The sequence below is a fragment of the Mesorhizobium sp. M0028 genome, from assembly GCF_040323855.1.
GTDB lineage: Bacteria > Pseudomonadota > Alphaproteobacteria > Rhizobiales > Rhizobiaceae > Mesorhizobium.
The window spans coordinates 168877-194367 of the sequence record NZ_JAMYVG010000006.1 but is presented as its reverse complement, the minus strand read 5'-3'; the positions used below and the strand labels follow the sequence as shown (position 1 = coordinate 194367).

22 protein-coding genes, 1 other RNA gene and 1 pseudogene are annotated in these 25491 nt (G+C 63.2%); 1 reads left to right on the top strand and 23 read right to left on the bottom strand.

All coding sequences use genetic code 11. The annotated features are described in order from the left end of the window. Positions 1-30: 30 nt before the first annotated feature. The 17 genes from lpxC to mraZ form a co-directional block, all read right to left on the bottom strand. Entirely contained in the window at positions 31-978 is a 948-nt protein-coding gene (gene lpxC, locus NKJ93_RS14925; protein WP_352481535.1) for a UDP-3-O-acyl-N-acetylglucosamine deacetylase, read from the bottom strand. A 279-nt stretch (positions 979-1257) separates the two neighbouring features. Beyond that, positions 1258-2928, bottom strand: a complete 1671-nt coding sequence (ftsZ, locus tag NKJ93_RS14920) for a cell division protein FtsZ (protein WP_023721195.1) — start codon at positions 2926-2928, stop codon at positions 1258-1260. A gap of 67 nt (positions 2929-2995) precedes the next feature. Further along, positions 2996-4303 (bottom strand): cell division protein FtsA, encoded by a 1308-nt coding sequence (gene ftsA / locus NKJ93_RS14915; protein ID WP_352589869.1) that lies wholly within the window; start codon positions 4301-4303, stop codon positions 2996-2998. Beyond that, positions 4300-5241, bottom strand: coding sequence for a cell division protein FtsQ/DivIB (locus NKJ93_RS14910; RefSeq protein ID WP_352589867.1), 942 nt, complete (start codon positions 5239-5241; stop codon positions 4300-4302). Before NKJ93_RS14910 ends, ftsA begins: the two co-directional genes overlap by 4 nt. After that, the gene (locus tag NKJ93_RS14905; protein WP_023721198.1) at positions 5229-6155 is read right to left on the bottom strand and encodes a D-alanine--D-alanine ligase; all 927 of its coding nucleotides are present in this window, start codon (positions 6153-6155) and stop codon (positions 5229-5231) included. Before NKJ93_RS14905 ends, NKJ93_RS14910 begins: the two co-directional genes overlap by 13 nt. Before the next feature lie 314 nt (positions 6156-6469). Beyond that, entirely contained in the window at positions 6470-7435 is a 966-nt protein-coding gene (murB, locus tag NKJ93_RS14900) for a UDP-N-acetylmuramate dehydrogenase (protein WP_352589864.1), read from the bottom strand. Then, positions 7432-8838 carry a UDP-N-acetylmuramate--L-alanine ligase gene (gene murC / locus NKJ93_RS14895; protein WP_292664387.1) on the bottom strand — a complete coding sequence of 469 codons (1407 nt, stop codon included), beginning with the start codon at positions 8836-8838 and terminating at the stop codon, positions 7432-7434. The genes murB and murC overlap by 4 nt, the downstream gene beginning before the upstream one ends. Next, entirely contained in the window at positions 8838-9962 is a 1125-nt protein-coding gene (gene murG, locus NKJ93_RS14890; RefSeq protein WP_352589861.1) for an undecaprenyldiphospho-muramoylpentapeptide beta-N-acetylglucosaminyltransferase, read from the bottom strand. The genes murC and murG overlap by 1 nt, the downstream gene beginning before the upstream one ends. Position 9963: 1 nt before the next feature. Continuing rightward, positions 9964-11115, bottom strand: coding sequence for a putative lipid II flippase FtsW (gene ftsW, locus NKJ93_RS14885; RefSeq protein WP_023721202.1), 1152 nt, complete (start codon positions 11113-11115; stop codon positions 9964-9966). Then, a complete protein-coding gene (murD, locus tag NKJ93_RS14880; RefSeq protein WP_023721203.1) occupies positions 11115-12515 on the bottom strand; it encodes a UDP-N-acetylmuramoyl-L-alanine--D-glutamate ligase in 1401 nt (466 codons plus the stop codon). The genes ftsW and murD overlap by 1 nt, the downstream gene beginning before the upstream one ends. An 8-nt stretch (positions 12516-12523) precedes the next feature. Further along, positions 12524-13606, bottom strand: a complete 1083-nt coding sequence (gene mraY, locus NKJ93_RS14875; RefSeq protein ID WP_023721204.1) for a phospho-N-acetylmuramoyl-pentapeptide-transferase — start codon at positions 13604-13606, stop codon at positions 12524-12526. 24 nt (positions 13607-13630) lie between these two features. Next, entirely contained in the window at positions 13631-15064 is a 1434-nt protein-coding gene (locus NKJ93_RS14870; protein ID WP_352495120.1) for a UDP-N-acetylmuramoylalanyl-D-glutamyl-2,6-diaminopimelate--D-alanyl-D-alanine ligase, read from the bottom strand. Continuing rightward, positions 15061-16515, bottom strand: a complete 1455-nt coding sequence (locus tag NKJ93_RS14865; RefSeq protein ID WP_023721206.1) for a UDP-N-acetylmuramoyl-L-alanyl-D-glutamate--2,6-diaminopimelate ligase — start codon at positions 16513-16515, stop codon at positions 15061-15063. Before NKJ93_RS14865 ends, NKJ93_RS14870 begins: the two co-directional genes overlap by 4 nt. A gap of 54 nt (positions 16516-16569) precedes the next feature. Continuing rightward, entirely contained in the window at positions 16570-18297 is a 1728-nt protein-coding gene (locus tag NKJ93_RS14860) for a peptidoglycan D,D-transpeptidase FtsI family protein (RefSeq protein WP_352589858.1), read from the bottom strand. Between the two features lie 14 nt (positions 18298-18311). Beyond that, positions 18312-18689: a cell division protein FtsL gene (gene ftsL, locus NKJ93_RS14855; RefSeq protein ID WP_023676771.1), complete on the bottom strand. Its 378-nt coding sequence runs from the start codon at positions 18687-18689 to the stop codon at positions 18312-18314. Positions 18690-18693: 4 nt separating this feature from the next. Next, the gene (rsmH, locus tag NKJ93_RS14850) at positions 18694-19725 is read right to left on the bottom strand and encodes a 16S rRNA (cytosine(1402)-N(4))-methyltransferase RsmH (RefSeq protein ID WP_023721208.1); all 1032 of its coding nucleotides are present in this window, start codon (positions 19723-19725) and stop codon (positions 18694-18696) included. Then, positions 19722-20180 carry a division/cell wall cluster transcriptional repressor MraZ gene (mraZ, locus tag NKJ93_RS14845; RefSeq protein ID WP_352481541.1) on the bottom strand — a complete coding sequence of 153 codons (459 nt, stop codon included), beginning with the start codon at positions 20178-20180 and terminating at the stop codon, positions 19722-19724. Before mraZ ends, rsmH begins: the two co-directional genes overlap by 4 nt. Before the next feature lie 406 nt (positions 20181-20586). Between mraZ and NKJ93_RS14840 the strand changes: the two genes are divergently transcribed. After that, positions 20587-21702 (top strand): cystathionine gamma-lyase, encoded by a 1116-nt coding sequence (locus NKJ93_RS14840; protein WP_352495118.1) that lies wholly within the window; start codon positions 20587-20589, stop codon positions 21700-21702. A 9-nt stretch (positions 21703-21711) separates the two neighbouring features. Here NKJ93_RS14840 and NKJ93_RS14835 read toward each other — a convergent pair. The 6 genes and pseudogenes from NKJ93_RS14835 to NKJ93_RS14810 form a co-directional block, all read right to left on the bottom strand. Next, positions 21712-22004, bottom strand: a pseudogene (locus NKJ93_RS14835) (type II toxin-antitoxin system RelE/ParE family toxin). Continuing rightward, entirely contained in the window at positions 22001-22285 is a 285-nt protein-coding gene (locus tag NKJ93_RS14830) for a type II toxin-antitoxin system ParD family antitoxin (protein WP_352481543.1), read from the bottom strand. Before NKJ93_RS14830 ends, NKJ93_RS14835 begins: the two are co-directional and overlap by 4 nt. Before the next feature lie 151 nt (positions 22286-22436). Continuing rightward, an RNA gene (gene rnpB, locus NKJ93_RS14825) (RNase P RNA component class A) lies at positions 22437-22835 on the bottom strand. 59 nt (positions 22836-22894) lie between these two features. Further along, positions 22895-23638: a lytic transglycosylase domain-containing protein gene (locus NKJ93_RS14820; RefSeq protein WP_352481544.1), complete on the bottom strand. Its 744-nt coding sequence runs from the start codon at positions 23636-23638 to the stop codon at positions 22895-22897. Between the two features lie 185 nt (positions 23639-23823). Continuing rightward, positions 23824-24591 (bottom strand): N-acetylmuramoyl-L-alanine amidase, encoded by a 768-nt coding sequence (locus NKJ93_RS14815; protein WP_352481545.1) that lies wholly within the window; start codon positions 24589-24591, stop codon positions 23824-23826. Next, positions 24588-25307, bottom strand: a complete 720-nt coding sequence (locus tag NKJ93_RS14810; RefSeq protein WP_023721214.1) for a J domain-containing protein — start codon at positions 25305-25307, stop codon at positions 24588-24590. The genes NKJ93_RS14815 and NKJ93_RS14810 overlap by 4 nt, the downstream gene beginning before the upstream one ends. Positions 25308-25491: the final 184 nt, after the last annotated feature.

Here is a 25491-nt window from a genome sequence, read left to right as displayed (position 1 = left end):
TCGCAATAAGAGCCGCAAAAACGTTAAGAATCAGATCATCCAGGGCGCAAAGAGGGGGGCATTGACAGCGCTCATCTCGGCGGCACGGCCGCGCTCGCGGCGCGTCGTCTCGACGATCTCGAAAGCCGAACGGTCGGACAAGAGACGGCGCAGCGCCGCGGCGTTCAGCCTGTGGCCACCACGATAGGAGCGGAAGCAGCCGATAAACCGGGCACCGGCGAGCGCCAGGTCGCCCATTGCATCCATCGTCTTGTGCCGCGCGAACTCGTTGGGATAGCGCAGGCCTCCCATGTTGATCACGCGGTTGTCATCGCCGATCACCAGCGAGTTCTCCAGCGAGGAGCCGAGCGCGTAGCCAGCTGCCCATAGCCGCTCGACGTCCTTCATGAACCCGAAAGTGCGGGCCCGCGCGACGTCGCGGCGGAAAATGTCGGCATTCATATCGGATGCGAAAAGCTGGCGGCCGATCGCCGGGCTTTCGAAATCGATCTCGATCTCGAAGCGCGTGCCATCATAGGGCCTGAACTCCGCCCAGCAGGCGCCGTTCTCGATGCGAACCGGCTTGACCACCCTGATGTAGCGACGCTTGACCGGCAGCGTTTCGATGCCTGCCTGGTCCATGGCCTCGATGAACATGACCGCGCTGCCGTCGAGGATAGGCACCTCACGGCCGTCGATTTCAATGACGAGATTGTCGATCCCAAGCCCAAAGAGCGTCGCCATCAGATGCTCGACCGTGGCAATGTGCTCGCCTTGCGGATCGCCAAGCATGGTGCAGAGGTCGGTGGCACCGACCTCGGAAACGAGCGCGCGAAATTCGTGGCTTCCGCTTGCATTCGAAAGCTGGAAGACGATACCCGTATCGGCATCTGCCGGCAGGAAATGGACGGTGACCGGATTGCCGCTATGGACGCCGATACCAGTCAGCGTCGCACGCGATTTAAGTGTCGTCTGATAGTCGTGCAAAACAATCCCCATAGCCCGTACTGCCTAGGTCCGCTTCATCTGCCCTGAGGGCGCGGCTCTTGATTGATCGGCAGGCAGGGCCACTTCCCCGAGACTCCCAGCAAACCGACTTTGGTCGGTGGCGAAGATAATGGTCCCACAGGGAGACTCCAAATCACGGTTTCTTACTCTTTGTAACTGCGGTCCAGCGCGGGATTGCCCCATAAGTCCTTGTTTTAAAATCGCTTTTAATATTAACAGGCGAACAGTTTCCTGCTCGCCTGTTAACAACTGTTACGAACCGTCAACAGATCAATTGGCCTGCCGGCGCAGGAAGGCGGGAATCTCCAGCTGATCGTCTTCCTGGACAGCCCGGCTCTGCGGCGTCAGTCGGCCCTGCTCGTCCAGCTGGCCGCGGCGCGGCGCGTAAAGCTGCGGATCCTGGCTGGCTAGGCGGCGCACTTCCGCCGGCGCCTGGCGCAGTTTCGGTTCGCGCGGCTGCGCCGGCTGCAGCCGTGCAGGTTCCTCTTCGCGGCGGGTTAGGCCGTTGGTCAGGCGCTTGAGCAAGCCCATCGGGCCGCTGTTCTCGTGGTCGGCCGGGCGGGCCTTGGCTTCCACTTCAGCCTTCACCTGCGGCGGGAAATCCTCTACCCGCGGCATGCGCTGGGGTGCCGCGGCAATCGGCTGCGGCATTTCACGATGCGGAGCCGGCTGCATCGCTTGCTGAACCACTGGCTGCATCATCGGCTGCGGCTGAGCGGGAGGCGCCTGGAAGATCTTGCTCTGCGGACGGAAGTCTTCCGAATGCGCGACCGGTGCCGGGCGGGCCTGCGCCATCGCTGCCGCATTCGCCTCGGCGAGCTGAATGGCCTCGGCGACCGGATCGGCAGCACGTGGTTCATAGATCGGCTGCTGGACAGGCGCCGGGCGCATTTCCGTGACCTGAGCCGCCGGGCGGCTGACCGGCTTCGGCGGAGCCGTGCGGATGGCGATCGGCGCTGCAGCGATTTCGGCCGCCGATTTGTCGATGCCGGTGGCGACCACCGACACGCGGATAACGCCTTCGAGTTCCTCATCGAAGGTGGCGCCCAGAATGATGTTGGCGTCCTGGTCGACCTCTTCGCGAATGCGGGTTGCGGCCTCGTCGACTTCGAACAGTGTCAGGTCGCGGCCGCCGGTGATCGAGATCAGCAGGCCCTTGGCGCCCTTCATCGAGGTCTCGTCGAGCAGCGGGTTGGCGATGGCGGCTTCCGCGGCGGCCATTGCGCGGCCCTCGCCCGAAGCCTCGCCGGTTCCCATCATCGCCTTGCCCATTTCGCGCATGACCGAGCGGACGTCGGCGAAGTCGAGATTGATCAGGCCTTCCTTGACCATCAGGTCGGTGATGCAGGCGACACCCGAATAGAGCACCTGGTCGGCCATGGCGAAGGCGTCGGCGAAGGTCGTCTTGTCATTGGCCAGCCGGAACAGGTTCTGGTTGGGAATGACGATCAGCGTATCGACACATTTCTGCAGTTCCTCGATACCCATGTCGGCCGTCTTCATGCGGCGCTGGCCTTCGAAGTGGAACGGCTTGGTGACGACGCCGACGGTAAGGATGCCCTTTTCGCGGGCAGCGCGCGCGACCACGGGCGCCGCCCCGGTGCCGGTGCCGCCGCCCATGCCGGCGGTGACGAAGCACATATGCGTGTTCGAGAGATGATCGATGATCTCGTCGATGCACTCTTCCGCCGCCGCGCGCCCGACTTCAGGCTGCGATCCGGCGCCGAGACCCTCGGTGACATGCGCACCGAGCTGGATCAGCCGCTCGGCCTTCGACATCGTCAGTGCCTGCGCGTCGGTGTTGGCCACCACGAACTCGACGCCGCGCAAGCCGGCGGTGATCATGTTGTTGACGGCATTGCCGCCGCCGCCGCCGACACCAAACACGGTGATGCGCGGCTTGAGCTCGGTGATGTCCGGCTTCTGCAGATTGATGGTCATTGTCTTCGTCCTTTGCCTTTCCCGCCGCTTCGCCGCCGCGGCCGCCTATGGGGCTGTCCCCGTCAAATTAAAAACTGTCTCTCAACCACTGACTCATTCGATGCAGTTTTCCGCCTGTTCCGGTCATCCGAAGACCGGAAATTCCCTTCGCCGGGCGGCTCTCGAAGCTCGCCATCTGCGGGTAGATCAGAAGTCCGACCGGGGTCGAGAAAGCCGGCCCCTTGGCCGCCTCGGGCAGGCCTGCCACGCCGAGCGGGCGGCCAATGCGCACATTGCGGCCGAGAATGCGGCGTGCGGCTTCGGGCAGGCCGGCAAGCTGGCTGGCGCCGCCGGTCAGCACCACCCGCTTGCCGACGGCATTGCCGTAGCCGGACTTGTTCAGCCGGTCGCGCAGCAGTTCCAGCGTCTCGTCGATGCGGGCGCGGATGATGCGCGTCATCACCGAGCGCGGGATCTGCAACGGCACCTCGCCGTCTTCGCCGATCGGATGGATCGAGACCAGGTCGCGGTCGTCGGCGCTTCCTGGCAGCGCCGAGCCATGCATCACTTTCAGCCTTTCAGCGGCATCGAGCGAGGTCGACAGGCATTTGGCCATATCCAGCGTGACGTGGTTGCCGCCAATCGCGATGGCGTCGCCGTGGACGAACTTGCCTTCCGAAAATACCGAGATCGTCGTCGTGCCGCCGCCCATGTCGATGCAGGCCGCGCCCATTTCGAGCTCGTCGTCGACCAGGGCGGCTAGCCCGCTGGCATAGGGTGTCGCCACCATGCGCTCGACCGAGAGATGCGAGCGGTTGATGCAGAGCTCCAGATTGCGCAGAGGCGCCGCGTCGCCTGTCAGCACGTGCATGTCGACGCCAAGCTGGTCGCCAACCATGCCGCGCGGATCGCGCACACCGCGCTCGGCATCCAGCGAAAAGGCCACGGGAAGCGAATGGATCACCTCGCGCTCAGCCCGCAGCGCCTGCTTGGCGCCGGCGGCAAGCACGCGTTTGATGTCGGCCTCGTCTGCTTCATGACCGCCGAGATTGATGGTGGCCGAAAAAGCCTCGCTCTTCAGCCGGCCGGCGGTCATGTTGACGATCAGCGAATCGACCGTCAGTCCCGCCATGCGTTCGGCGGCGTCGACGGCAAGACGGATGGCGTGCTCGGCACGGTCGAGATCGATGACGACGCCCGATTTCACGCCTTGCGATTTCTGGTGGCCGATGCCGATCACCTGGATGCGATGCGAGCGTCCGCGCAGCAGCTTGCCATCGTCGCGCGGCTTGAGCTTGGCCACCACGCAGCAGACCTTGCTGGAACCGACATCCAGCACCGTCAGGATGCCGGACCGGCGCGACGAGGCATCGCTGTTGCCGCCAAGCCAGCTCATATCTTCGTCTCCGGCTTGCGCTTCAGCATCTTGGGCTTTTCGTTAAGCGCAGCCTCGCGCTGCGTCGCCGCTTCCGGCGTCAACTGGACGACCAGACGGTCGGAAAGGCGCATGTCGACGGCTGCGATGTCGCGCGTCAAAAGCCCGTTCTCGTGGTCCATCCTGACCAGGTCGGCAATCGCCTGGTCCTCACCGTCTTCGGGAAGCTTGACGGTGATGCCATTCTCAAGCTTGAGATCCCAGCGCCGTTCGCCGATGCGGATATAGCCTTTGATCCGCGCGGCAAGCTCCGGATAATTCTTGATCCTGGCCAGGAAATCCGGCGCCTTGGCCGGTGCGCCGGTGCCGATGATCAGCGGCAGCAATATCTGCTTGCCGCCGGAGAACGGCGCGATCACGGTGCCGGATTTCTCGATGACCGAAAGCGCGCTCCCTTGCTGCCACAGCGCGAACGGCTCGCGCTCCTCGACGCGCACTTCCAGCGTATGCGGGTAGACTTTGCGCACTGCCGCGGCTTCGACCCAGGGCAGCGTGGTGATGCGTTCGCGCGCAGCTTCGGCATCGAAGCCGATCAGCGAGGTCCAGCCGTCGAGTTCCAGCCTGTCGAGAATATCGATCTCGGAGGTTTCGCGGTTGCCGACGACCTTGACCTGGTCGACGGCAAAACCGGTGCGGGCGGTGACACTCTGGACGATGGCGTCGGCATGCCCGCCGAGATAGGCGCCATAGGCGCTGCTCGAAATAAGCAGTGCCGCCGACAGGATGGCAGCGCAATAGGGCTGCGCTTCGAAATCGCCCTCGCCGAGGCGCGCCAGCACACGCACCGGCCGGCGGAGCAGGCGTGGCAGCACGAAATGGTCGAACGACAACGGCATGCCGAACAGCACCGGCCCGGCCGCGCCCTTCCCCTTGCCCTGTCCCCACTTCAACGCAGACACGAAGCGTCCTCCACCATCCAACTCAACAAATCGCCGAACGAGTGTCCCGCTTGCGCGGCGATTTCCGGCACCAAAGACGTCGGCGTCATACCCGGCTGGGTGTTGACCTCGAGCCAGACAATTTCACCGTTTTCGGAGTGACGATCGTCATAACGGAAGTCCGACCGGGAAACCCCCCGACAGCCGATAGCTTGGTGAGCCTTGAGCGTCAGTGTCTGTATTTTTTGGTAAATATTCGGTGAAAGTTTTGCCGGGCATTCGTGTTTTGATCCGCCCGCGACGTATTTTGAATCATAGTCGTAGAAGGAATGGCCGGTCGGGATGATCTCGCAGACACCGAGCGCCACATCGCCCATCACCGCGCACGTCAATTCTCGCCCGTGCACATAACGCTCGACCATCACCGTATCGCCATATCTCCACTCGGACGAGCCGATGATCTGCGGTGGATGCGACTGGCCTTCATGCACGATGACGACGCCGAAGCTCGATCCTTCGTTGACCGGCTTGACCACATAGGGCGGCTTCATCGGGTGCTTGTTCTGGATGGCGAAGCGATTGGCCACCTTCGATTCCGCTACCGGAATGCCGGCCGCTTTGGCGACCTTCTTGGCCTGTTCCTTGTTCATCGCGAGCGCCGAGGCAAGCACGCCGGAATGGGTGTACGGAATGGCCAGATACTCGAGGATGCCCTGGATGGTGCCGTCCTCGCCGAAGGGGCCGTGCAGCGCGTTGAAGACGACGTCGGGCTTGAGCTCGACGAGCACCGAGCTGATGTCGCGCGAGACGTCGACCCGGGTGACCTGGTAGCCCTCCCCCTCGAGTGTATCGGCGCAGGCTTTGCCCGACGACAGGGACACGGGCCGCTCGGACGAGAATCCCCCCAGAAGGACGGCCACGTGCTTGCTTGTCATTCCCCGTCATTTCCTCTCACAGCAGGCCTGCACCATCGTGCATGGCCCGAAAAGCATCGCGCGCACTCAAATACGCCGAGCAGCTTTGCTCCCGTGTTTCCGCAACATTGAGTCCGAGTCTCCCGGCAGGTTGCCCCCCAGACGGAAACGCGAGTAACGCGTCGAAACGACTCAAATCAGGAAACGCTTCAGGGCAGAGAATCAGAGAGTTGATTCGCTGGCAAGTGCTTACGATTCCGATGGATTCACTTTCCGCAAAAACGGCAGCAAAATGTGAATTCATGAGGTCCGGAGGCAACGGTCTTCGGCTTGCGCTAAAGCAGCTGCCCGAGAAATTCCTGGACGGCATGGCCCGGCCGAAAATTGCCGATGCGCTTGATCTCCCACTGCAGCCGGATGCCCGATCTTTCGAGCACGCGCGCACGCACCGTCTCACCGAGATATTCAAGCTCGTAGCCTGTGGCGGTCCCGGTGTTGATCATGAAGTTGCAATGCATCGGCGACATCTGTGCCCCGCCGACCATCAGGCCGCGGCAGCCGGCCTTGTCGATTTCCTTCCAGGCCGAGGTGCCCTCGGGATTCTTGAAGGTCGAGCCACCGGTCTTTTCGCGGATCGGCTGCACGGTCTCGCGATGGTTCTGGACAGCATCCATCGCGGCCTTGATCGCCGCCTTGTCCTCCGGAACGCCTTCGAACAGCGCCGACGTGAAGATCAGCCCGGACGGCGCAGCTGAATGGCGATAGGCATAGCCCATGTCGGCGTTGCTCAGCACATGCACATTGCCCTTGCGGTCGAGCGCCCGCATCTCGACCACGCGCTCGCGCGTCTCGACACCGTTGGCGCCGGCGTTCATCCTCAGCGCTCCGCCGATGGCGCCGGGAATGCCGTGGTAGAAATGAAAGCCGCCGATGCCGGCCTCGTAGGCAACGGCCGCAACGCGCTTGTCGGGTGTCGCGGCCCCCGCCTTGATCGTGGTCGGCGCTATCACTTCGGTCTCGCCAAAGCCTTTGGCCGAAAGCCGGATGACGAAGCCCGCAATGCCGCCGTCACGGACAAGCAGGTTTGAGCCGACGCCGACGATGGTCAGCGGTATTTCCTCGGGCACCGCCTTCAGGAACGCGGCAAGATCGTCCTCGTCGGCCGGCTGGAACAATGCCTCCGCGAGCCCGCCGGCTCGAAACCAGGTGATCTTGTCCATCTCGGCATTGGGCGTGATGCGGCCGCGCAGTCCGGCAAGCCGGTCGCCAAGCTTGTCGATCAACGCCTGGCCGCGCATCATGAGATAGTCCCGCCGAGTTCTTTGGGCAGCGCATAGGCCCATTGGGTGATGTTGCCAGCGCCGAGGAAGACGACGAAATCGCCCGGCTTCGCCACCTCGCGCACGATCGGCGCAATCGCCGCCGGACCTTCGATGTAGCGTGCGTCGCGATGGCCGCCGGAGCGGATGCGCGACACCAGTGCGTCGGACGTAACGCCGTCGATCGGTTCCTCGCCGGCCGCATAGACGGGCGCCACCATTACCGTATCGGCGTCGTTGAAGCAGACGGAAAACTCGTCGAACAGATCGCGCAGCCGAGTGAAGCGATGCGGTTGGGTAACGGCGATGATGCGGCCCTTGGTGGCGCTGCGCGCGGCCTTCAGTACCGCCGTGATCTCGACCGGATGATGACCGTAATCGTCGAACACATCGACACCGTTCCACGAACCGGTATGGGTGAAGCGCCGCTTGACGCCGGCGAAGGACGACAGACCCTTCTTGATTGCCTCAGCCGAAAGGCCGAGCTCATGCGCGACGGCAATCGCCGCCGTCGCATTGGAGACATTGTGGCGCCCGGGCATGGGTAGCCGCAGACCTGATATCGTTATCTGGCCGTGCGTCTTGCGGTCGCGGATCACCACGTCGAATTCCGAGGTCGGGCCGTCCATGCGGTGATTGGTGAAGCGCACGTCGGCCTGCGCATTTTCGCCATAGGTGATGACGCGCCGGTCCTCGATGCGGCCGACCAGCGCCTGCACCTCGGGATGGTCGGTGCACATCACGCCAAAGCCGTAGAACGGCACGTTCTCGACGAACTGGCGAAATGCCTCGCGCACTTTGTCGAAGGAGCCGTAATGGTCGAGATGTTCGGGGTCGATATTGGTGACGACGGCAATCTCGGCCGGCAGCTTGAGGAAGGTGCCGTCGCTCTCGTCGGCCTCGACCACCATCCATTCGCCGTCGCCCATGCGGGCGTTGGTGCCATAGGCATTGATGATGCCGCCATTGATCACCGTCGGGTCGAGCCCGCCGGCATCGAGTAGCGTCGCCACCATCGAAGTCGTCGTTGTCTTGCCGTGCGTGCCGCCGATCGCGACCGCCTGCCGGAAGCGCATCAGCTCGGCTAGCATTTCGGCGCGCCGCACGATCGGCAGCAACTTCTCTCTCGCCGCCTTCAGCTCCGGGTTGGATTTCTTGATTGCGGTGGAGACGACGACCACTTCGGCCTCGCCGAGGTTCTCGGCCTGGTGGCCGACGAAGCATTCGATGCCCTTGTCGCGCAGCCGCTGCACATTGGCGCTGTCGGCCTGATCGGATCCCTGCACCTTGTAGCCGAGATTGTGCAGCACCTCGGCGATGCCGCTCATGCCGATGCCGCCAATGCCGATGAAATGCACGAGGCCGATCGTCTGTGGCATCTTCATCAATGCGTCTCCTTCCTGAATTCCGAAACGGATTTCCTGGACGCAATAGCCTCTGTCAGATCGGCGAGCAACCGCGCGGCATCCGGTTTACCGGACGATTTCGCCGCCGCAGCCATTGTCGCCGCCCTGCCTGGATCATCCATTAGCCCGCCGACAAGCGCAGCGATCCGCTCCGCCGAAAGCGTGGATTGCGGATGCACCTCGGCGCCACCCGCTGCGGCAAGGGCGGCCGCATTCGCCGCCTGGTCGTGGTCGAGCGCGTGCGGATAAGGCACCAGCAGCGCCGGCCTGCCGATCACCGCGATTTCCGATACGGTCGACGCGCCGGAGCGCGACATCACCAGATGCGCCGCCGCGAGCCGCGCCGCCATGTCGGTGAAGAAGGGCGACACCTCGGCCTCGATGCCAAGCGCGGCATAGGCGGCTTCCACCCGCGCCACATCGTCGGCGCGGGCCTGCTGCGTGATCGCCAGTCGCCTACGCTGTGCATCGGAAAACCGGGCGATCGCCGCCGGCACCGCATCGGAAAAGAACTGCGCGCCCTGGCTGCCGCCAAACACCAGAAACCGGAACGGCTCTTCGCCGGCCGATGCAGCATAGGGTGTATTCGCTGCTTCCAACACTTGCGGCCTGACCGGATTGCCGGTGGTCACCGTCTTGGCGCCAGTGGAACTGATGTCTTCCGGCAGGAACCCGCCGGCAACGGCGTCGACGCGGCCGGCGAGCGCCCGATTGGCGCGGCCCATCACCGCATTCTGCTCGTGGATCAGCGTCGGCACCTTGCGCCGGGTCGCCGCGTAAAGCGGCGGCAGTGTCGGATAGCCGCCGAAGCCGACCACGATGGCGGGCTTGATGCTGGCGATGACGGCCGACGCCTGCCGCACCCCGCGCCAGATTTTCCAAAACGCGGCGAGCATGGCAAAAGGATTCTTCGAGCCCATCGTCGCCGACTGGATCGGATGGATGGCGGTCGCCGGGAACTGCCCGGCAAAGCGCTCGGCGCGGTCGTCGGTGGCCAGATGTACCGCCCAGCCGCGCGCCTTGAGCTCATGTGCCAGCGCCTCGGCCGGGAACAGATGTCCGCCCGTTCCGCCAGCAGCTAGAAGGATGACCCCCTTCGCCATCTCACTCCGCCGGCATCGCACGCGGCGACGGCATGAAGCCCAGCTGCTTGCGCTTTTCCGGGCGCTTGCGCGTCAGCGCCAGCACCATGCCCATCGAGATGGCGATCGCGATCTGGGAGGAACCGCCATAGGAGATGAACGGCAGCGTCATGCCCTTGGCCGGCATCAGTTGCAGATTGACGGCCATGTTGATGACCGACTGCAGGCCGAAGACGGTGACCAGGCCGCCAACCGCGTAGCGCGTGAAATCGTCCTGCTCCTTGAGTGCCGTGTTGAGGCCGCGCAGCACGATGAAGCCGAAGATGGACATGATGAAGAAACACATGATCAGCCCGAATTCCTCGCCAGCGACCGAGAAGACGAAATCGGCATGGCTGTCGGGGATGACCCGCTTGACGGTGCCCTCGCCCGGCCCGACGCCGAACCAGCCGCCATTGATCAGCGCCTCGCGGCCCATGTCGACCTGGAACGTGTCGCCCTCGCCGGTCATGAAGCGGTCGATGCGGCCGGCAACGTGCGGGAACACCGCATAGGCGGCGAACACGCCGCCGACGCCGGCAGCACCCAGCGCGACGATCCACAGCCACGGCAGCCCGGCCATGAAGAACATCACCCCCCAGGTGCCGAGCACCAGCATGGTCTGCCCCAGGTCAGGCTGCGCCACTAGCAGCGAGATGACCAGCGCAAGCAGCAACATGGCGAACAGATTGCCCGGAATGTCGGGCTGGCGCTTGTGCTCGGCGAACAGCCAGGCGCAGATGATGACGAAGCCCGGTTTCAGGAACTCGGACGGCTGTATCGACAGGCCGGCAAGCGATACCCAGCGCCGCGCGCCTTTCACCTCGACGCCGATATAGAGCACCGCCACCATCAAAAACAGCGTGATGCACAGCATGACCAGCGCCATGCGCCGGATCTGCCTGGATTCAAGGAACGAGACGGCAAGCATCACTCCAAGTGCCGGAATGGTGAAGATGATCTGGCGTGTGGCGAAGTGGAAACTGTCTAGTCCGATGCGTTCGGCCACCGCCGGGCTTGCGGCGAAGGACAAAACGATGCCGAGGCCCATCAGCGACAGGAACGCCGCCAGGAACCAGCGATCGATCGTCCACCACCAGGTCGCCACGGGGCTTTTGTCGAGACGGCTTTGCATTATCGTGTCCCTCCGATGGGCTTCACGCCATCAATGGCGGTTGCGGCTTGCCTGAACGCCTCACCGCGGACTTCGAAATTCTTGAACTGGTCGAAACTGGCGCAGGCCGGCGACAGCAGCACCACCGCCTCGCCGCTACTATCCTTGGCCGCATCGCGGGCGGCGTGTTCGACCGCCGCAGCCAACGTGCCTGATATCTCGTAGGGCACCGCTTCGCCCAGCGTCGCCGAAAAGGCCGGTGCGGCTTCGCCGATCAGATAGGCCTTGGCGATACGCGGGAAGAAGCCGCGCAACGGCTCGATGCCACCCTCTTTCGGCAGACCTCCGGCAATCCAGTAGATACGCGCAAAGCTCGACAGCGCCGGTGCCGCGGCATCGGCATTGGTCGCCTTGGAATCGTTGACGAACAGCACATGCCCTTTGCGGCCGACCTGCTCCATGCGGTGCGCCAGCCCCGGGAAACTCTCCAGTCCGGATTGGATCTCGCCGAGCTCGAGCCCGACCTTGAGGCAGGCGGCGGCGGCGGCCAGCGCATTCTGCGCGTTGTGCTGGCCGCGCAACGAGCCGATGCCTTCGAGAAAGGCGACCCGGCTGTAGCGGCCGTGCACGGCTTCCATCAGGTTGGTGCCTTCGGCGAAATAGCCGTCGGTCAGCGGCAGGCGCTTGGAGATGCGAATGATCTGCCGGCCCGCTCGCTCCAGCCGGTCGGCGATCTGGGCGCACCAGGAATCGTCGACACCGATGATTGCCGTCTCGCTGCCGGCCACCAGCCGCTCCTTGATCGAGGCGTAGTGTTGCATCGTGCCATGGCGATCGAGATGGTCCGGCGTCAGGTTGAGCAGGATGCCGGCCGTCGGATTGATCGAAGGGGCAAGATCGATCTGATAGGACGAGCACTCAACCACATAGTGCCGCTCGGGCTGCGGCGGATCGAGCGTCATCACCGCGCGGCCGATATTGCCGCCCATCTGCGTGTCGCGCCCGGCCGATTTGAGGATGTGCGCCGTCAATGCCGTGGTCGTCGACTTGCCGTTGGTGCCGGTGATGGCGATGAAGGCTGCTGCCGGCGCCCGCGCCGTCCGCTCGCGGCAGAAAAGCTCGATATCGCCGATGATCTCCACGCCTGAGCCCCGCGCGAGCTCGACGGTCCAGTGTGGCTTGGGATGCGTCAGCGGCACGCCGGGCGACAGCACGAAGGCGGAAAACCTCGCCCAGTCCGCGCCGCGCAGGTCTGCGGTGGCGATGCCGACCGCGCCGGCCTTGGCAACGCTGTCGGGATTGTCGTCCCAGGCGAGGACGTCCGCGCCGCCCTCGATCAGCGCGCGCGCCGTGGCAATCCCCGAGCCGCCGAGCCCGAAGAGCGAAACGCGCTTGCCTGAAAAGGATGCGGCGGGGATCAAGCGGCCTCCTATCTGAGCTTCAGGGTCGACAGCCCGACCAGCGCCAGAATGACGGCGATAATCCAGAAGCGGATCACCACCTGGCTTTCGGTCCAGCCGAGCTTTTCGAAATGATGGTGGATCGGCGCCATCAGAAAGACGCGCTTGCCGGTCATCTTGAAATAGCCGACCTGGATGATGACCGAGAATATCTCGACGACGAACAGGCCGCCGACGATGACCAGCACGATCTCGTGCTTGGTCGCCACCGCGACCGTGCCGATCAGCCCACCCAGCGCCAGCGAGCCGGTATCGCCCATGAAGATTGCCGCCGGCGGCGCATTGAACCACAGGAAACCGAGACCGGCACCGATCACCGCTCCGAGGACCACGGCAAGCTCACCGGTGCCGGGAACGAAATGGATCTGCAGATATTCAGCGAACACCGCATTGCCGGAGAGATAGGCGATGACGCCGAAGGACGCCGCCGCGATCATGATCGGCACGATCGCCAGCCCGTCGAGGCCGTCGGTCAGGTTCACCGCATTGCCGGCGCCGACGATGACGAAGCACGAGAACGGGATGAAAAACCAGCCGAGATTGACGAGAAACTCCTTGGCGAAAGGGAATGTCAACGATGACGAGAACGGCACCTGGCCGTTATGCATGATCACCCAGGCGGCGATGCCGGCAATGACGAATTCGAGCCCGAGCCGCGCCTTGCCGGAAAAGCCGAGATGCGATTGCTTCGTCACCTTGAGATAATCGTCGTAGAAGCCGATCGAGCCGAACCCCAGCGTCACCAGCAGCACCACCCAGACGTAGATGCTCGACAGGTTCGCCCACAGCAGCGACGAACCGACGATGCCGGACAGGATCATCAGTCCGCCCATTGTCGGCGTTCCCGCCTTCTTGAAATGCGTCTGCGGCCCGTCGGCGCGGATCGGCTGGCCCTTGCCTTGCCGCAGCCTCAGCGAATTGATGATGGTCGGTCCGAAGATGAACACGATCAGCGCCGCTGTGATCAGCGCTCCGCCGGTGCGGAAAGTTATGTAGCGGAAGACGTTGAAGACCGAGATCTTGTCCGCAAATTCGACGAGCAGTGTTAGCATGCGCTTGCGTCCCCCGGACCGATCCTAGGTCTGTCTGCTGGTTGTGGCTTCCGCCGGAAACTTGCCGAGCAACGCCTCGACCAGCTTTGAAAAGCCTATGCCCTTCGACGATTTGATCATGACCACGTCGCCGGGCTTCAATTCCGACAGAAGCACCGGTTTCAGATCTTCCGCGCCGGCGCGGTATTCCGTCTTGATCTCGCCCGGCAGCACCTCGGCCAGCGCCCGCATTTCCGGGCCGCCGAGGAAAACCGTGCGCGTATCGGTGCCGACGATCAGGTCGGCAAGCGCGGCATGCAATTTCGCCGAATGGCTGCCGAGCTCGAGCATGTCGCCAAGCACGGCAATGCGCCTGCCCTCGCCCGACACTGGTGTGGTGTTGAGCAGTGCCATTGCAGCGGTCATCGACGCCGGATTGGCGTTGTAGCTCTCGTCGATCAGTGTGATCGGCCCCTTGGGATGGCGCAACACATAGCGTTTGCCGCGTCCGCGTTCGGGCGAAAGATCGGCCAGCGCCTGCGCAACCCTGGTGACGTCGGCGCCGACCAGATGCGCGGCACCCAGCACGGCCAGCACATTCTGCACCATATGGCGGCCCGGCGCGCCGATCCTGGCGACAATCTCGTGTCCGCCAATCTTGGCGGCTATCACGGAGTGATCGGCATTGAGCTCGCATTTGATCAGTTTGAAGGTCGCCCGTGCATTCTCGCCGAACCCGTAGACATGCTCGACGCCCGCTTCTTTCGCCATCTTCTCCAGCAGCTTCCAGCGCTGGTCGTCGCGGTTGAGAAGGGCGGCGCCACCGGGCTCCAGTCCCTCGAAAACCTCTGCCTTGGCCTTGGCGATCTCGTCCAGGTTGCGGAAGAAGCCGAGATGAGCGGCCGCGATCAGCGTAATGATGGCGACATGCGGCCGGACCATTTTGACGAGGGGCCGGATCTCGTCCGGATGGTTCATGCCGATCTCGAAGACGGCATAGTCGCAATCCTGCGGCATGCGCGCCAGTGTCAGCGGCACGCCCCAGTGATTGTTGAACGACTGAGCCGATGCATGCACCGTACCGACCGCGGACAGAGCGTGGCGCAGTGCTTCCTTGGTGGTGGTTTTGCCCGCCGAACCGGTCACGGCAATCACCCTCGCCTTCGAGCGTGCGCGCGCCGCAACGCCGAGCTTTTCCAGCGCGACGAGCACGTCCTCCACGACGATCATCGGTGCCGTCAGCCGCCCCAGCGACGGCAGCTTGCCCTCGGCGACGACAAGCACGCCGGCGCCCGCCTTGATGGCGGCGGTGACGAAATCATGGCCGTCCATCACCTCGCCCTTGATGGCGAAGAAGGCGTCTCCCGGCTGCAGGCTGCGACTGTCGATGGAAATGCCGGCGATGCCTTCAGGCATCGGACCGAGCGGCCGGCCATCCATGGCGGCAACCAGCGCCTCGGAGGTCCACAGATAGCTCACGCCGCTTGCTCCCTGAGCGCCGAGCGAACTTCCTCATGATCGGAAAAATGCAGCGTCTCGGTGCCGATGGTCTGGCCTTCCTCATGGCCCTTGCCGGCCACGATCAGCGTGTCGCCAGCGTGAAGCATCCCGACTGCCTCGTGGATGGCCTTGCGCCGGTCGCCGATCTCGATGGCGCCAGGTGCGGCCTCCAGGATCGCGGCGCGGATCGTCTCGGGAACTTCCGAGCGGGGATTGTCGTCGGTGACGATGACGACATCGGCCAGCCTTGTGGCGATCTCGCCCATGATCGGCCGCTTGCCCCGGTCACGGTCGCCGCCGCAACCGAATACGACGATGACGCGGCCGGTGGTAAAGGGACGCACCGAAGCCAGCACGTTTTCCAGCGCGTCCGGCTTGTGCGCGTAGTCGACATAGACCGGTGCGCCATTGGCGGCCGTCCCAACGAGGTCGAGCCGCCCCGGCGCACCCTTCAATTTCTCTAGCGCCATCAACGCCTTGGCAACAGATGTTCCAGTCGAAATGGCGAGGCCCGCCGACACCAGCGCATTGGCGATCTGGAAGTCGCCCGCCAACGGCAGGTCGACTTCATGGAGAACGCCGTCAACTTCGACCTCGGCGCGTTGGCGGTGGCGCTCGTGCTCGACCCGCTTCAGCCGCAGGAAATCGCCGTGGCGGCCGACCGTCAGCACGTTCAGTCCCGCTGCCCGCGCCGCCTTGATTGTCGGCTCCGACCACGGGTCGTCGGCAAAGATGACGGCCGGCGCGCCCTTCGGCAGCAGCGCATCGAACAGACGCAATTTGGCGCGATGATAGTCCTCGACCGTCGGATGATAGTCCATATGGTCGCGGCCGAGATTGGTGAAGCCGCCGGCCGCAAGCCTGACGCCATCGAGCCGGCGCTGGTCGAGGCCATGGCTGGACGCTTCCATCGAGGCGTGGGTGACGCCGGCCTCCGCCAACTCCTTGAGCAGCCTGTGCAGTGCCACCGGATCCGGCGTGGTCAGCGAGCCATATTCATTGCGGCCCGGCGCCACCACGCCGGTCGTGCCGATCGAAGCGGCGACCAAACCCGCCTGCTCCCATATCTGTCGGGTGAATGCGGCGACGGAGGTCTTGCCGCTGGTGCCGGTCACCGCGACCATGGTTTGCGGTTGCTTGCCGAAAATACGGGCAGCACTCAGCGCCAGCGCAAGGCGCGGATCGTCTACGACAAGAACCGGAACTGGCAGCCCGGCGACCGCACTGCCCTTGCCGACAACAATCGCGGCAGCGCCGCGGCTCGCGGCATCGGCGGCATAGGCTGCGCCATCCGCCTTGGAGCCGGTGAGCGCGAAAAAGACAACACCCGGTGTTACCTGGCGGGAGTCCGACGAAATCCCTGTAACCTCCATGTCGAAGGAAGCTGTCCCCTCGACAGGCAGGATACCGGCTAGATTTTTCAGCTTCATCGAACCCCGTTCATCGCAACAAAATAGCGCGCAGTTGCCGGCGCGCCCCAAGAATCACTGATAGGAAACCAGCGTTGCACCATTTTCATGGCTGAAATCTGGCTTCACGCCAAGCATGGAAGCCGCACGTCGGATGATGTTTGCAGCCATGATGCCCGCATTCGAGGCAGCCGTGGCACCCATGCCGGGCTTTTCCGGCTTCGGTTCGTCGGCGATCGTAAGCACTATGTATTGCGGATCGTCCATTGGGAAAGCCGCAACGAAAGCGTTGAAATTCTTTTCCTTCGAGTAGCGGCCGTTGACGACCTTCTCCGCCGTTCCCGTCTTGCCGCCCACCCGGTATCCTGGCACCCGGGCATTGCGGCCGGATCCCTTTTCGGCATTGAGGGCATAGAGATAGCGCATGCCCTCGACGGTCTTGTCGCTGACCACTTTCTTGGCCACCGCCATCGCCTGCTCCTGGGTGCGCGGCAGGAAGGTCGGGTCCATCAGATAGCCGCCATTCATCAGCGCGGCGCAGCCGACCGCCGTCTGCAGCGGGGTCGTCGACACGCCGTGGCCGAAGGCGATGGTAATCGAATTGACCTGCTTCCAGACCTTGGGCTCGGTCGGCCGGGCGACTTCCGGCAGTTCGGTCTGCATCTTCTCGAGGATTCCCAGGCGATGCAGGAATTCGCGGTGTCCGTCAATGCCAACCGCTTCGGCTTCCTTGGCAGAGCCGATATTGGATGAGTAGATGAACACTTCCGGCACCGACAGCACCCGGCCCTTGCCATGGAAATCATGGATGGTCTGATGGCCGATCCTGATCGGGCGCGATGCGTCGAAGCGGCTTTGCAGCGTTATCTTGCCGGAATCGAGCGCCATGGCGGTGGTGAAGCTCTTGAAGGTCGACCCCATTTCGTACAGGCCGGCGGACATACGGTTGAGCCGGTCCTTGTCCTGCGCGTTATAGGGGTTGTTCGGATCGAAATCTGGAACCGACGCCATCGCCAGCACCTCACCGGTCTTGACGTTGAGCACGACGGCACCCGCCGCGATCGCATGGTACTTTTCCATGCCGGTGGCGACCTCGTCACGTACGATATGCTGGACGCGCAGATCGATCGAGAGCTGGACCGGCTTCAAATCCTTGGCCACTGCCAGGCCCGACGCCTGAAGATCGCTCAAGCCCTGTTCGTCGATGTATTTCTCCATGCCGGAGATGCCCTGATTGTCGATGTTGGTGAGGCCGACAATGTAGGACGAGGTTTCGCCGGCCGGATAGAACCGGCGCTTTTCGGTGCGGAAGCCGAAGCCGGGGATGCCGAGCTGCATGATATCGGCCTGCTGCTTCGGCGTCAGTTGCCGCTGCAGCCAGACGAAGCCGGCGCCGCTCTTCAGCTTGTTGTATGTCTGCTCGTAGTCGATCTCGGGAAGCACCGTCGACAGCTTTTCGATCGCCTCGTCGGCATCGACGATGCGGCGCGGTTCGGCAAACAGCGACGCCGTCTTGATGTCGGTCGCCAGCACTTCGCCGTTACGGTCGACGATGTCGGGCCGCGATGCCGTCACCCGGCTCTGCGGCCCGCCCGACAGGTCGGGGTTCTGGAAACCCAGATAGACCAGCCGCCCGGCAATGGTCGAATAGATACCGAAGAACACCGCCATCGTCATGACAATGCGGGTCCTGCCCTTGCCACCGGTTGCCTTGCGGGCACCTTCGACCACGATCGATCCGCCCGCGCCGGGCTTCGAACCGCGCTTCAGCAGCCTGCCAATCTGTGGAAATCTGGCGGCCATTGGAAATCCGGTGATCATTGGACGATGCCTCCGGTCACCACCGGATCCTTGCCGCCAATATCAGCCATGCCGCCCAGCCGCTGCGATGAAAGGTCCTCGATGTTGACGGGTTTGGCCGGCAGATCGTCCAGCCCGACGATCTGGCGCGCATTGACCGGCTCCAGTCCGAGTTGCGATTTGTAGATTTCGGTGAGCTTCTGCAGGCGCGACGGCTGGGTAAGCAGGCTCCAGTCCGCCTTGAGCAGGTCGATCGTGTCCTCTTCATAACGGATCTGCGCCTGGATCTTGTGCACTGCCGCCAGTTGCTCCTCGGCCTCGCGCTTGGTCTTGTAGGTCAAGGCAGCCGCCGAAACCATGACGGCGATCAGGACTATGTCGCTGGTACGAAACACGTGTTCACCTCTCTCCCGGTCGATCAGCACCGGGAAGCTTTGGGCCAGGCAGTTTTGGCAGGCCGAAAATCGAAAAATCACCAGCGCGCGCCGGCGCCTCTGTACGGATCGCAGCGCGCAGCCTTGCCGAGCGCGCCCGCGGATTGGCCGAAATCTCGGCATCGCCAGGCGTCACGCCGCTGCCCTTCTTGGTGAAGGTGGCGGTGCGCGCCTGCGCCTCGGGCAGGTGCCGCGATCCGGTCGCTGAATCAGCTCTGTCGGCGATAAAGCGCTTGACCATGCGGTCCTCCAACGAATGGAAGGTCACCACGGCAAGCCGCCCGCCCGGTTTCAGCACGCGCTCGGCGGCAAACAGCGCCTTTGCCAGCTCGCCGAGCTCGTCGTTGACGAAGATGCGCAGCGCCTGGAAAACCCGGGTGGCTGGATGGATCTTGTCTTTCGGCGCGCGGCCGATATGCGTCTCGATGGCATCGGCAAGGTCGAGCGTGCGCTCAAAGGGGCGTTTTTCGCGACGGCTCTCGATCATACGGGCGATGCGCCCAGCATGGCGTTCTTCGCCGAGAAAACCGAAGATGCGGGCAAGATCGCCCACCTTGAAAGTGTTGACGACGTCGGCGGCGCTCAGGCCCGCCTGCGCCATGCGCATGTCGAGCGGTCCATCGGCGCGGAATGAAAAGCCGCGCTCCGGCTGGTCGATCTGCATGGAGGAGATGCCGATGTCGAGCACGACGCCATCGGCACTTTCAACCTGCTCGTCGAGCGTTGAGAACGGTGCCTGGACAAGCCTGAGCCTGCCGCCGGACTGCTGTTCAAGGGTCCGCCCCGCCGCGATCGCATCCGGATCGCGGTCGATGGCGACGACCGAGGCTCCGCTTGCCAGAATGGCCTTCGTGTAGCCGCCAGCACCGAACGTGCCGTCGACGAGCACCTCGCCTTTTGTCGGCGCCAGCGCCTCCAGAACTTCGGCAAGGAGGACCGGAATGTGACGGGCTGGTCCGCCAACGGCATGAACTTCATCGCCGTCGCCCGCCATCATTCCGGCCGCTCCCCGGGCTTCGTCCCCTGCCGAAGCTGCAAAAGCCGGGCGCGAGCTTCCGTCCCATAGGCGCTGAGCCGTCCCGGCTCCCAGATCTGAAAGAAATTGCCGCGGCCAACGAAGGCCACTTCCGCTGAAATGCCGGTATGCTCGCGAATGAAATCGCTCATCGTGATACGGCCGTCCTGGTCGAGCTTCAGAAACGTTCCATCGCCATGGCAGAAGAACGACATGTCGTCCGCCGCCTGCAGGAACGGGTCTTCCTGCGCGATGCGCTGCTCGTAGCGATCGAGCAGGTCGAGCCCACCGACATCCATCGCCGGGCGATCCAGGCAGCGTAGCGCATAAAGTTCCGAATAGCCGCGTTTCTGCACAACGGCACGGAAATGCGCCGGCACGGACACCCGTCCCTTCGCATCGATCCTGTTCACCGCGTTCGACAGAAACCGGTCCATTACGCCTTACGGCCGCTTGCGCCGCCGCACCCCTCTGCATCTTCCTGTCCGCGCCGCCCCGGCCCGGTCGCCGTCCAAAACCCACTTCATTATGACGGGCGAACGCAGGCAAACGCGCAGCCGCCGCGGCTGCCCGATTGGCGTACGCTTCACCCTGACACGGAACGAAGGCTTGAGTATCGGAATGGGATATCATGGGGTGTTATGGGCGTCAACGGGAACAGTCTTCAAAACGCGCCTGCCACGACTGGGGAGAGCAGCTTTGACGGCACTCCGGTCTTTATCCTCCATTAAGCCTAACGAAGGGTTTAGAGCCGTGTGGTCCAACCGGACGCGGCTTGCTGCGGATCGTTGCCGCGCATAGCCTCGGCATCTCCTTTTCCGGTCAGTAACGAGGTTTGAAGCCATGTCTGAAACAGCCAAGTCGCGCGCCGCGGCACTTCCTCATCTGCGTCGCGCCGGGCTGGCCAAGGGCGACCCAATTCCCTTGCCCTTGACCATGGCCGCCATTTTCCACGCGCCGGGTGACGCCACCGGCTACGATCAATATGGCCGCTTCAGCAATCCGACCTGGGATGCAGTCGAGCACATGCTGGCGCATCTGGAAGACGCCCCATGCGTCGCCTTTCCCTCGGGAATGGCTGCCATCTCGGCGGTGTTTTTCGGCCTGCTCAAAGCCGGCGACCGTATCCTGCTGCCGTCCGACGGCTACCATACGACGAGAGCGCTGGCAGACCGTTTCCTGAAGTCCTTCGGCGTCGCGTACGATGTCCGGCCGACATCGAGCTTCCTCGACGGCGGCTTTGACGGATACCGGCTTGCCTTCGTCGAAACGCCCGCCAATCCAGGACTGGACATATGCGACATCGCAGCCGTCGCCGAAGCCGTGCACAAAGCGGGTGCGATGCTTGTGGTCGACAACACGACGATGACGCCTTTCGGCCAGCGCCCGCTCGATCTCGGCGCCGATATCGTCATTGCTGCCGACACCAAGGCGCCGAACGGCCATTCCGATGTGCTGTTCGGCCATGTCGCCAGCCGCAACGCAGATATTATCTCGAGGGTGACCGACTGGCGCGAGACGTCGGGCGCCATCCCCGGGCCGTTCGAGGCATGGCTGGTACATCGCGGCCTCGAAACGCTGGACGTGCGCTTCGACCGCATGTGCGCTTCCGCCGAAATGATAGCGCGACGGCTGAAAGACCATCGCGCAATCAGCGGCTTGCGCTTTCCGGGACTGGAGAGCGACCCATCACACAATCTTGCCCGCGCCCAGATGGAGCGCTTCGGATTTCTCATCTCGTTCGTGCTCGCCTCGGAGGACAAGGCCGAGGATTTCATCAACAACTGCGCGTTGATGCAGGCAGCGACATCGTTCGGCGGCGTACACACTTCGGCCGAACGGCGATCAAAAAGGGGAGATGCCGTTCCGCCCGGCTTCGTTCGCTTGTCGATCGGCTGCGAGCCGGTGGAAGAGCTTTGGCAGGCGATCGAGACGTCGCTAGACCGCATCGGCACCTGAGCAGCGCGACTACGAATTCAGATCGCCGGCGTCGATCTTGCGCCGGCCGTGGAGAACGCGAACGATTTCGATCGCCTCTTCGCGGACACGATACAAAGTGAGGTATTCGCCGACGATCAGGTGACGGATGCCGGGCGCAATGTCTTCGCGCGGTGCACCTGAGAAGGGATGCAGGGTCAGCAAATCCACCGCCTTTGCAAGAGATCCACGAGGCGAACCGCCGCATTTGGATTCTGTTCGGCAATGTAGTCGACGATGGCTTCGAGGTCGATCAATGCCTGAGGAAGCAGGCGATATTTCACTCCTCAAGGCCTTTGGCCTCGGCCATTTTCAGATATTTGGCGCGCAGCCGTTCCATGATTGGCGGCCCGTCCAGCGCCGGTCCGCTGTCGATCCCCTCCTGCGCCATCTTGCGCAATTCCTCGACCGTGTAGCCGAGCAGGTCGCGCCTGTCCTTCCATTGCCTCAGTGCGTCGCGGATCACCTCGCTCGCCGAGGCATATTCGCCGGCGGCGACCACGTCGTCGACTGCCGCGGCCAACTCCGGCGACAGCGTGATGCTACGTTTATCGACCTGTCCCATGACGCGCTCCTGAATATCGTCATCAACTGGTACGATTTAATCGCACCATTTTCAAGGAATGTCGCGCTCGATTGCGGGTCGAAAAGTGAATCAACGGCTGCGCCCGAAGACGTAACCTGCTGATATCAGGAGATTTCCTTTTATCGGGGAAACTGCCAGCTGGCCTGTAAGCCGGGTTCTGTATGGCCCTCGCCCCGTACGGGGCGAGAACGTGGCGGCCATTCATCTTGGGCGCATGTTGCCATGCGCCTCACGCAACCTACCCGGACGGTGAGCCGGAAACAGCCCTCGAGGGTTTCCCCTCGCACCGCCCCTATTCGGTCTTGCTCCCGGTGGGGTTTACCGTGCCGCTCCTGTTGCCAGTCGCGCGGTGGGCTCTTACCCCACCCTTTCACCCTTGCCACGATTAGATCGTGGCGGTTTGCTTTCTGTGGCACTTTCCCTGGGGTCGCCCCCGCCGGCCATTAACCGGCACCGTGTCTCCATGGAGCCCGGACTTTCCTCACCCGCAGCCTTTCGGCTTCGCGGGTGCGGCCGCCCGGCCAGCTGGCAAGGCGTATAAAGGGGTTCAGGCCCGAAAACGCAAACGAAAAAGCAAGTTATCGCTTGTCAGGCGGGCGCTCCAAGTGCTGCCAGCTGCACCTTGACCTTGCCGCAATAGGCTGCGGACACCGGGTTCATCCGTGTGGCGCCGTGGCCGGCATTGTATTTCAGGATCGTGCCGCAGGTCGTGCCGCCGCCGAGATCCCGCGCCATGGCAAGGTACTTCATGCCGTATTTGATGTTGGTATCGGGATCGTAGAGACCCTGAACCGAACCGCTATAGCCCATCATTCTTGCCGTCGCCGGCTTGATCTGCATCAGGCCGATCTCGCCGGCGCTGCCGACCTGGTTCGGCTGGTAGTTGCTCTCGATCTTGATGACGGCATTGGCGAGCGACACCGGCACGCCGTAGCTGGCGGCATATCGCGCAATGATCGCCGAATACTGTCCGCTGCCGCCGACAACCGCCGCCTGGGGCGCTGGCCTGCTCTTCGGAGCGACTGACGCCGTTGCCATACGGTCGATGCGTTTGCGGTTACGCTTCACATGCTGTTTGGAGATTGTCTTTCTCGCAGCGGTCGGCCTTTTCGCGGAGACTGGCTTTTTCGTTCTTACCGCGGCCGCTTTTTCCACTTTTGCGGTGGTGGTCTTCTCTACTTTTGCACCACCTTTCGGCATGGCGGTTTTGCCGGCTGCGGCACTGAAGCCCTGATCGGCCCGTTGGCTCAGCGGTGCGCCGTTCGCCGCGCTGAAGGCAAAAGTCATTACGCCGGCAGCAATGGCTGCCGTTAAAACGGTCAATTTCTGCATGTGATCCTGTTCTGTTTGATCTGCACAAAGAACTTCGCGCAGATACCCTCAATCAACATCGGAACATCTGGGGGGATAGAGGTCCGACAATCTGTACGGATCGCCTTTGACGACGGAATTGGCGCCAAAGAAGGCGGCGCAAGTCACTTTAGGTAACAGATTGTAACTTTTAATCTGGGAAAAGATTATTTGAGAGAGGCTATCCTTGCGGAAGCGAGCAGCCTTTCCAGCGTGCGGATCGTCGATCCGTCAGCCATGCCATCGACCAGGCGCTGCCGGAAATGCCGCTGAAATGCCTCGACCACGATTTCGGTCTGCCGGTCGAAAGCGCCGGTGATCTCGACGCCATAACCATAGAGCGACAGCATCGACTGCAGCGCCTCGACCTCGGCGCCGGTATCATCTGGCTTCAGTACGGCGCCGCGCCGGATCGGTGCTGCCGGCACAACATGGCCGACACCGGCGGCAAACAAGGCTTTCCATGGAAATTTCTCGCCCGGATCGACCTTGCGCCCCGGTGCCACGTCGGAATGGGCGAGCACCCGCTGCGCCAGAATGGAATGGCGCTCGACAATGCCGACGCACAGGCCGATCACCGCGTCGATCTGCGGTTTTGGAAAATTGCGATAGCCGAGAGTATGCCCCGGATTGACGATCTCGATGCCGATCGAACAGGAGTTGATGTCGCTCTGTCCGAACCACCAGCTCTTGCCGGCATGCCAGGCGCGATCGCTTTCCCTTACCATCTGAACAATGCGGCCGTCCTCATGGACCAGATAGTGCGACGAGACCTCGCTTGCCGGATCGCACAACCATGCCTCGGCGCCGGCGCCGGTCGCCATGCCGGTGTAGTGCAGCACGATCATATCGGGTCTAAGCGTGCCGCGCCGCGGTCCGAAATTCGGCGATACCCTAACCTCGGCGCTCGGCTCGTCGGGCGGAAAGCCGCTCATGCGTGCCGCAGGCCTCGCTCGATCATCTCATAGGCCGCGTTGATCGCCGCCAGCCTGGTCGTCGCGATCTTGATGAATTCCTGCGGCAGGCCGCGTGCGATCAGCCGGTCCGGATGATTGTCGGAGACCAACTTGCGGTAGCGCCTGCGGACCTCCTCGAACGGCTTCCCACGCTCGATGCCGAGCACAACATAAGGATCGGCGGCGCCCAGATCGACATGCCGCGCCAGGATGCTCTGGTAGTGCGCCTCATCGATGCGGAAGATCTCGGCGATGCGATGCAGGAATTGGCGCTCGCGCTCATGCACCAGCCCGTCGGCCTTGGCGATGTGGAACAGCCCGTCGAGTATGTCCTCCAGCATCAGGCAATTCGAATGGCCCGAACCGCAAAGCTGCGCCATCCGCTCGGCATAGGTTTCGAAACCGGCAATGTCGCGTTTGGCCAAATCGTAGAGCCGCGCCACATTGCGCCTCTGTTCCTTCGGCACCTCGAATATTTCCTGGAAGGCGCGCACCTCGTCTTGGGTGACGATGCCGTCTGCCTTGGCCATCTTGGCCGACAGCGCGATCATCGCCACCGAGAAGGCGACGCGCCGGCGCAGATCGGCATCGCCGGAGAAAACCGTGCGCACGGCTTCGACCACTTCGGCGACGCCTGACGACGCTGAAGATGAAACGCGTGTGACGAAGTCGCCGAGGCGGTCCCAAATCGACATGAGGGTTTCATAGGGCCAACCGCCCATCGCTATCAAGCCAAGACAGTGCCGCAGGGGCTGGCCCAATCGATTTGGCGGAATGCCTGAGGCGGCTGGCGCTAGCGCTCACCCATGGAAAATCCGCAGACGGCAGCCTCGCCGCGCAAACGGCGAGCCTGGCGATTGGCGCCTTGGGTCGTCGTTT

Bases quoted from the DNA above. Each gene is read 5' to 3' on its own strand.
- NKJ93_RS14820 (WP_352481544.1), bottom strand. From the start codon at position 23,638: ATGCAGAAATTGACCGTTTTAACGGCAGCCATTGCTGCCGGCGTAATG.
- NKJ93_RS14905 (WP_023721198.1), bottom strand. From the start codon at position 6,155: ATGACAAGCAAGCACGTGGCCGTCCTTCTGGGGGGATTCTCGTCCGAG.
- NKJ93_RS14830 (WP_352481543.1), bottom strand. From the start codon at position 22,285: ATGGGACAGGTCGATAAACGTAGCATCACGCTGTCGCCGGAGTTGGCC.
- murG (WP_352589861.1), bottom strand. From the start codon at position 9,962: ATGGCGAAGGGGGTCATCCTTCTAGCTGCTGGCGGAACGGGCGGACAT.
- ftsZ (WP_023721195.1), bottom strand. From the start codon at position 2,928: ATGACCATCAATCTGCAGAAGCCGGACATCACCGAGCTCAAGCCGCGC.
- NKJ93_RS14810 (WP_023721214.1), bottom strand. From the start codon at position 25,307: ATGTCGATTTGGGACCGCCTCGGCGACTTCGTCACACGCGTTTCATCT.
- murB (WP_352589864.1), bottom strand. From the start codon at position 7,435: ATGATGCGCGGCCAGGCGTTGATCGACAAGCTTGGCGACCGGCTTGCC.
- murC (WP_292664387.1), bottom strand. From the start codon at position 8,838: ATGAAGATGCCACAGACGATCGGCCTCGTGCATTTCATCGGCATTGGC.
- NKJ93_RS14815 (WP_352481545.1), bottom strand. From the start codon at position 24,591: ATGAGCGGCTTTCCGCCCGACGAGCCGAGCGCCGAGGTTAGGGTATCG.
- rsmH (WP_023721208.1), bottom strand. From the start codon at position 19,725: ATGATGGCGGGCGACGGCGATGAAGTTCATGCCGTTGGCGGACCAGCC.
- mraY (WP_023721204.1), bottom strand. From the start codon at position 13,606: ATGCTAACACTGCTCGTCGAATTTGCGGACAAGATCTCGGTCTTCAAC.
- lpxC (WP_352481535.1), bottom strand. From the start codon at position 978: ATGGGGATTGTTTTGCACGACTATCAGACGACACTTAAATCGCGTGCG.
- NKJ93_RS14865 (WP_023721206.1), bottom strand. From the start codon at position 16,515: ATGAAGCTGAAAAATCTAGCCGGTATCCTGCCTGTCGAGGGGACAGCT.
- ftsA (WP_352589869.1), bottom strand. From the start codon at position 4,303: ATGAGCTGGCTTGGCGGCAACAGCGATGCCTCGTCGCGCCGGTCCGGC.
- mraZ (WP_352481541.1), bottom strand. From the start codon at position 20,180: ATGGACCGGTTTCTGTCGAACGCGGTGAACAGGATCGATGCGAAGGGA.
- NKJ93_RS14840 (WP_352495118.1), top strand. From the start codon at position 20,587: ATGTCTGAAACAGCCAAGTCGCGCGCCGCGGCACTTCCTCATCTGCGT.
- NKJ93_RS14860 (WP_352589858.1), bottom strand. From the start codon at position 18,297: ATGGCCGCCAGATTTCCACAGATTGGCAGGCTGCTGAAGCGCGGTTCG.
- ftsW (WP_023721202.1), bottom strand. From the start codon at position 11,115: ATGCAAAGCCGTCTCGACAAAAGCCCCGTGGCGACCTGGTGGTGGACG.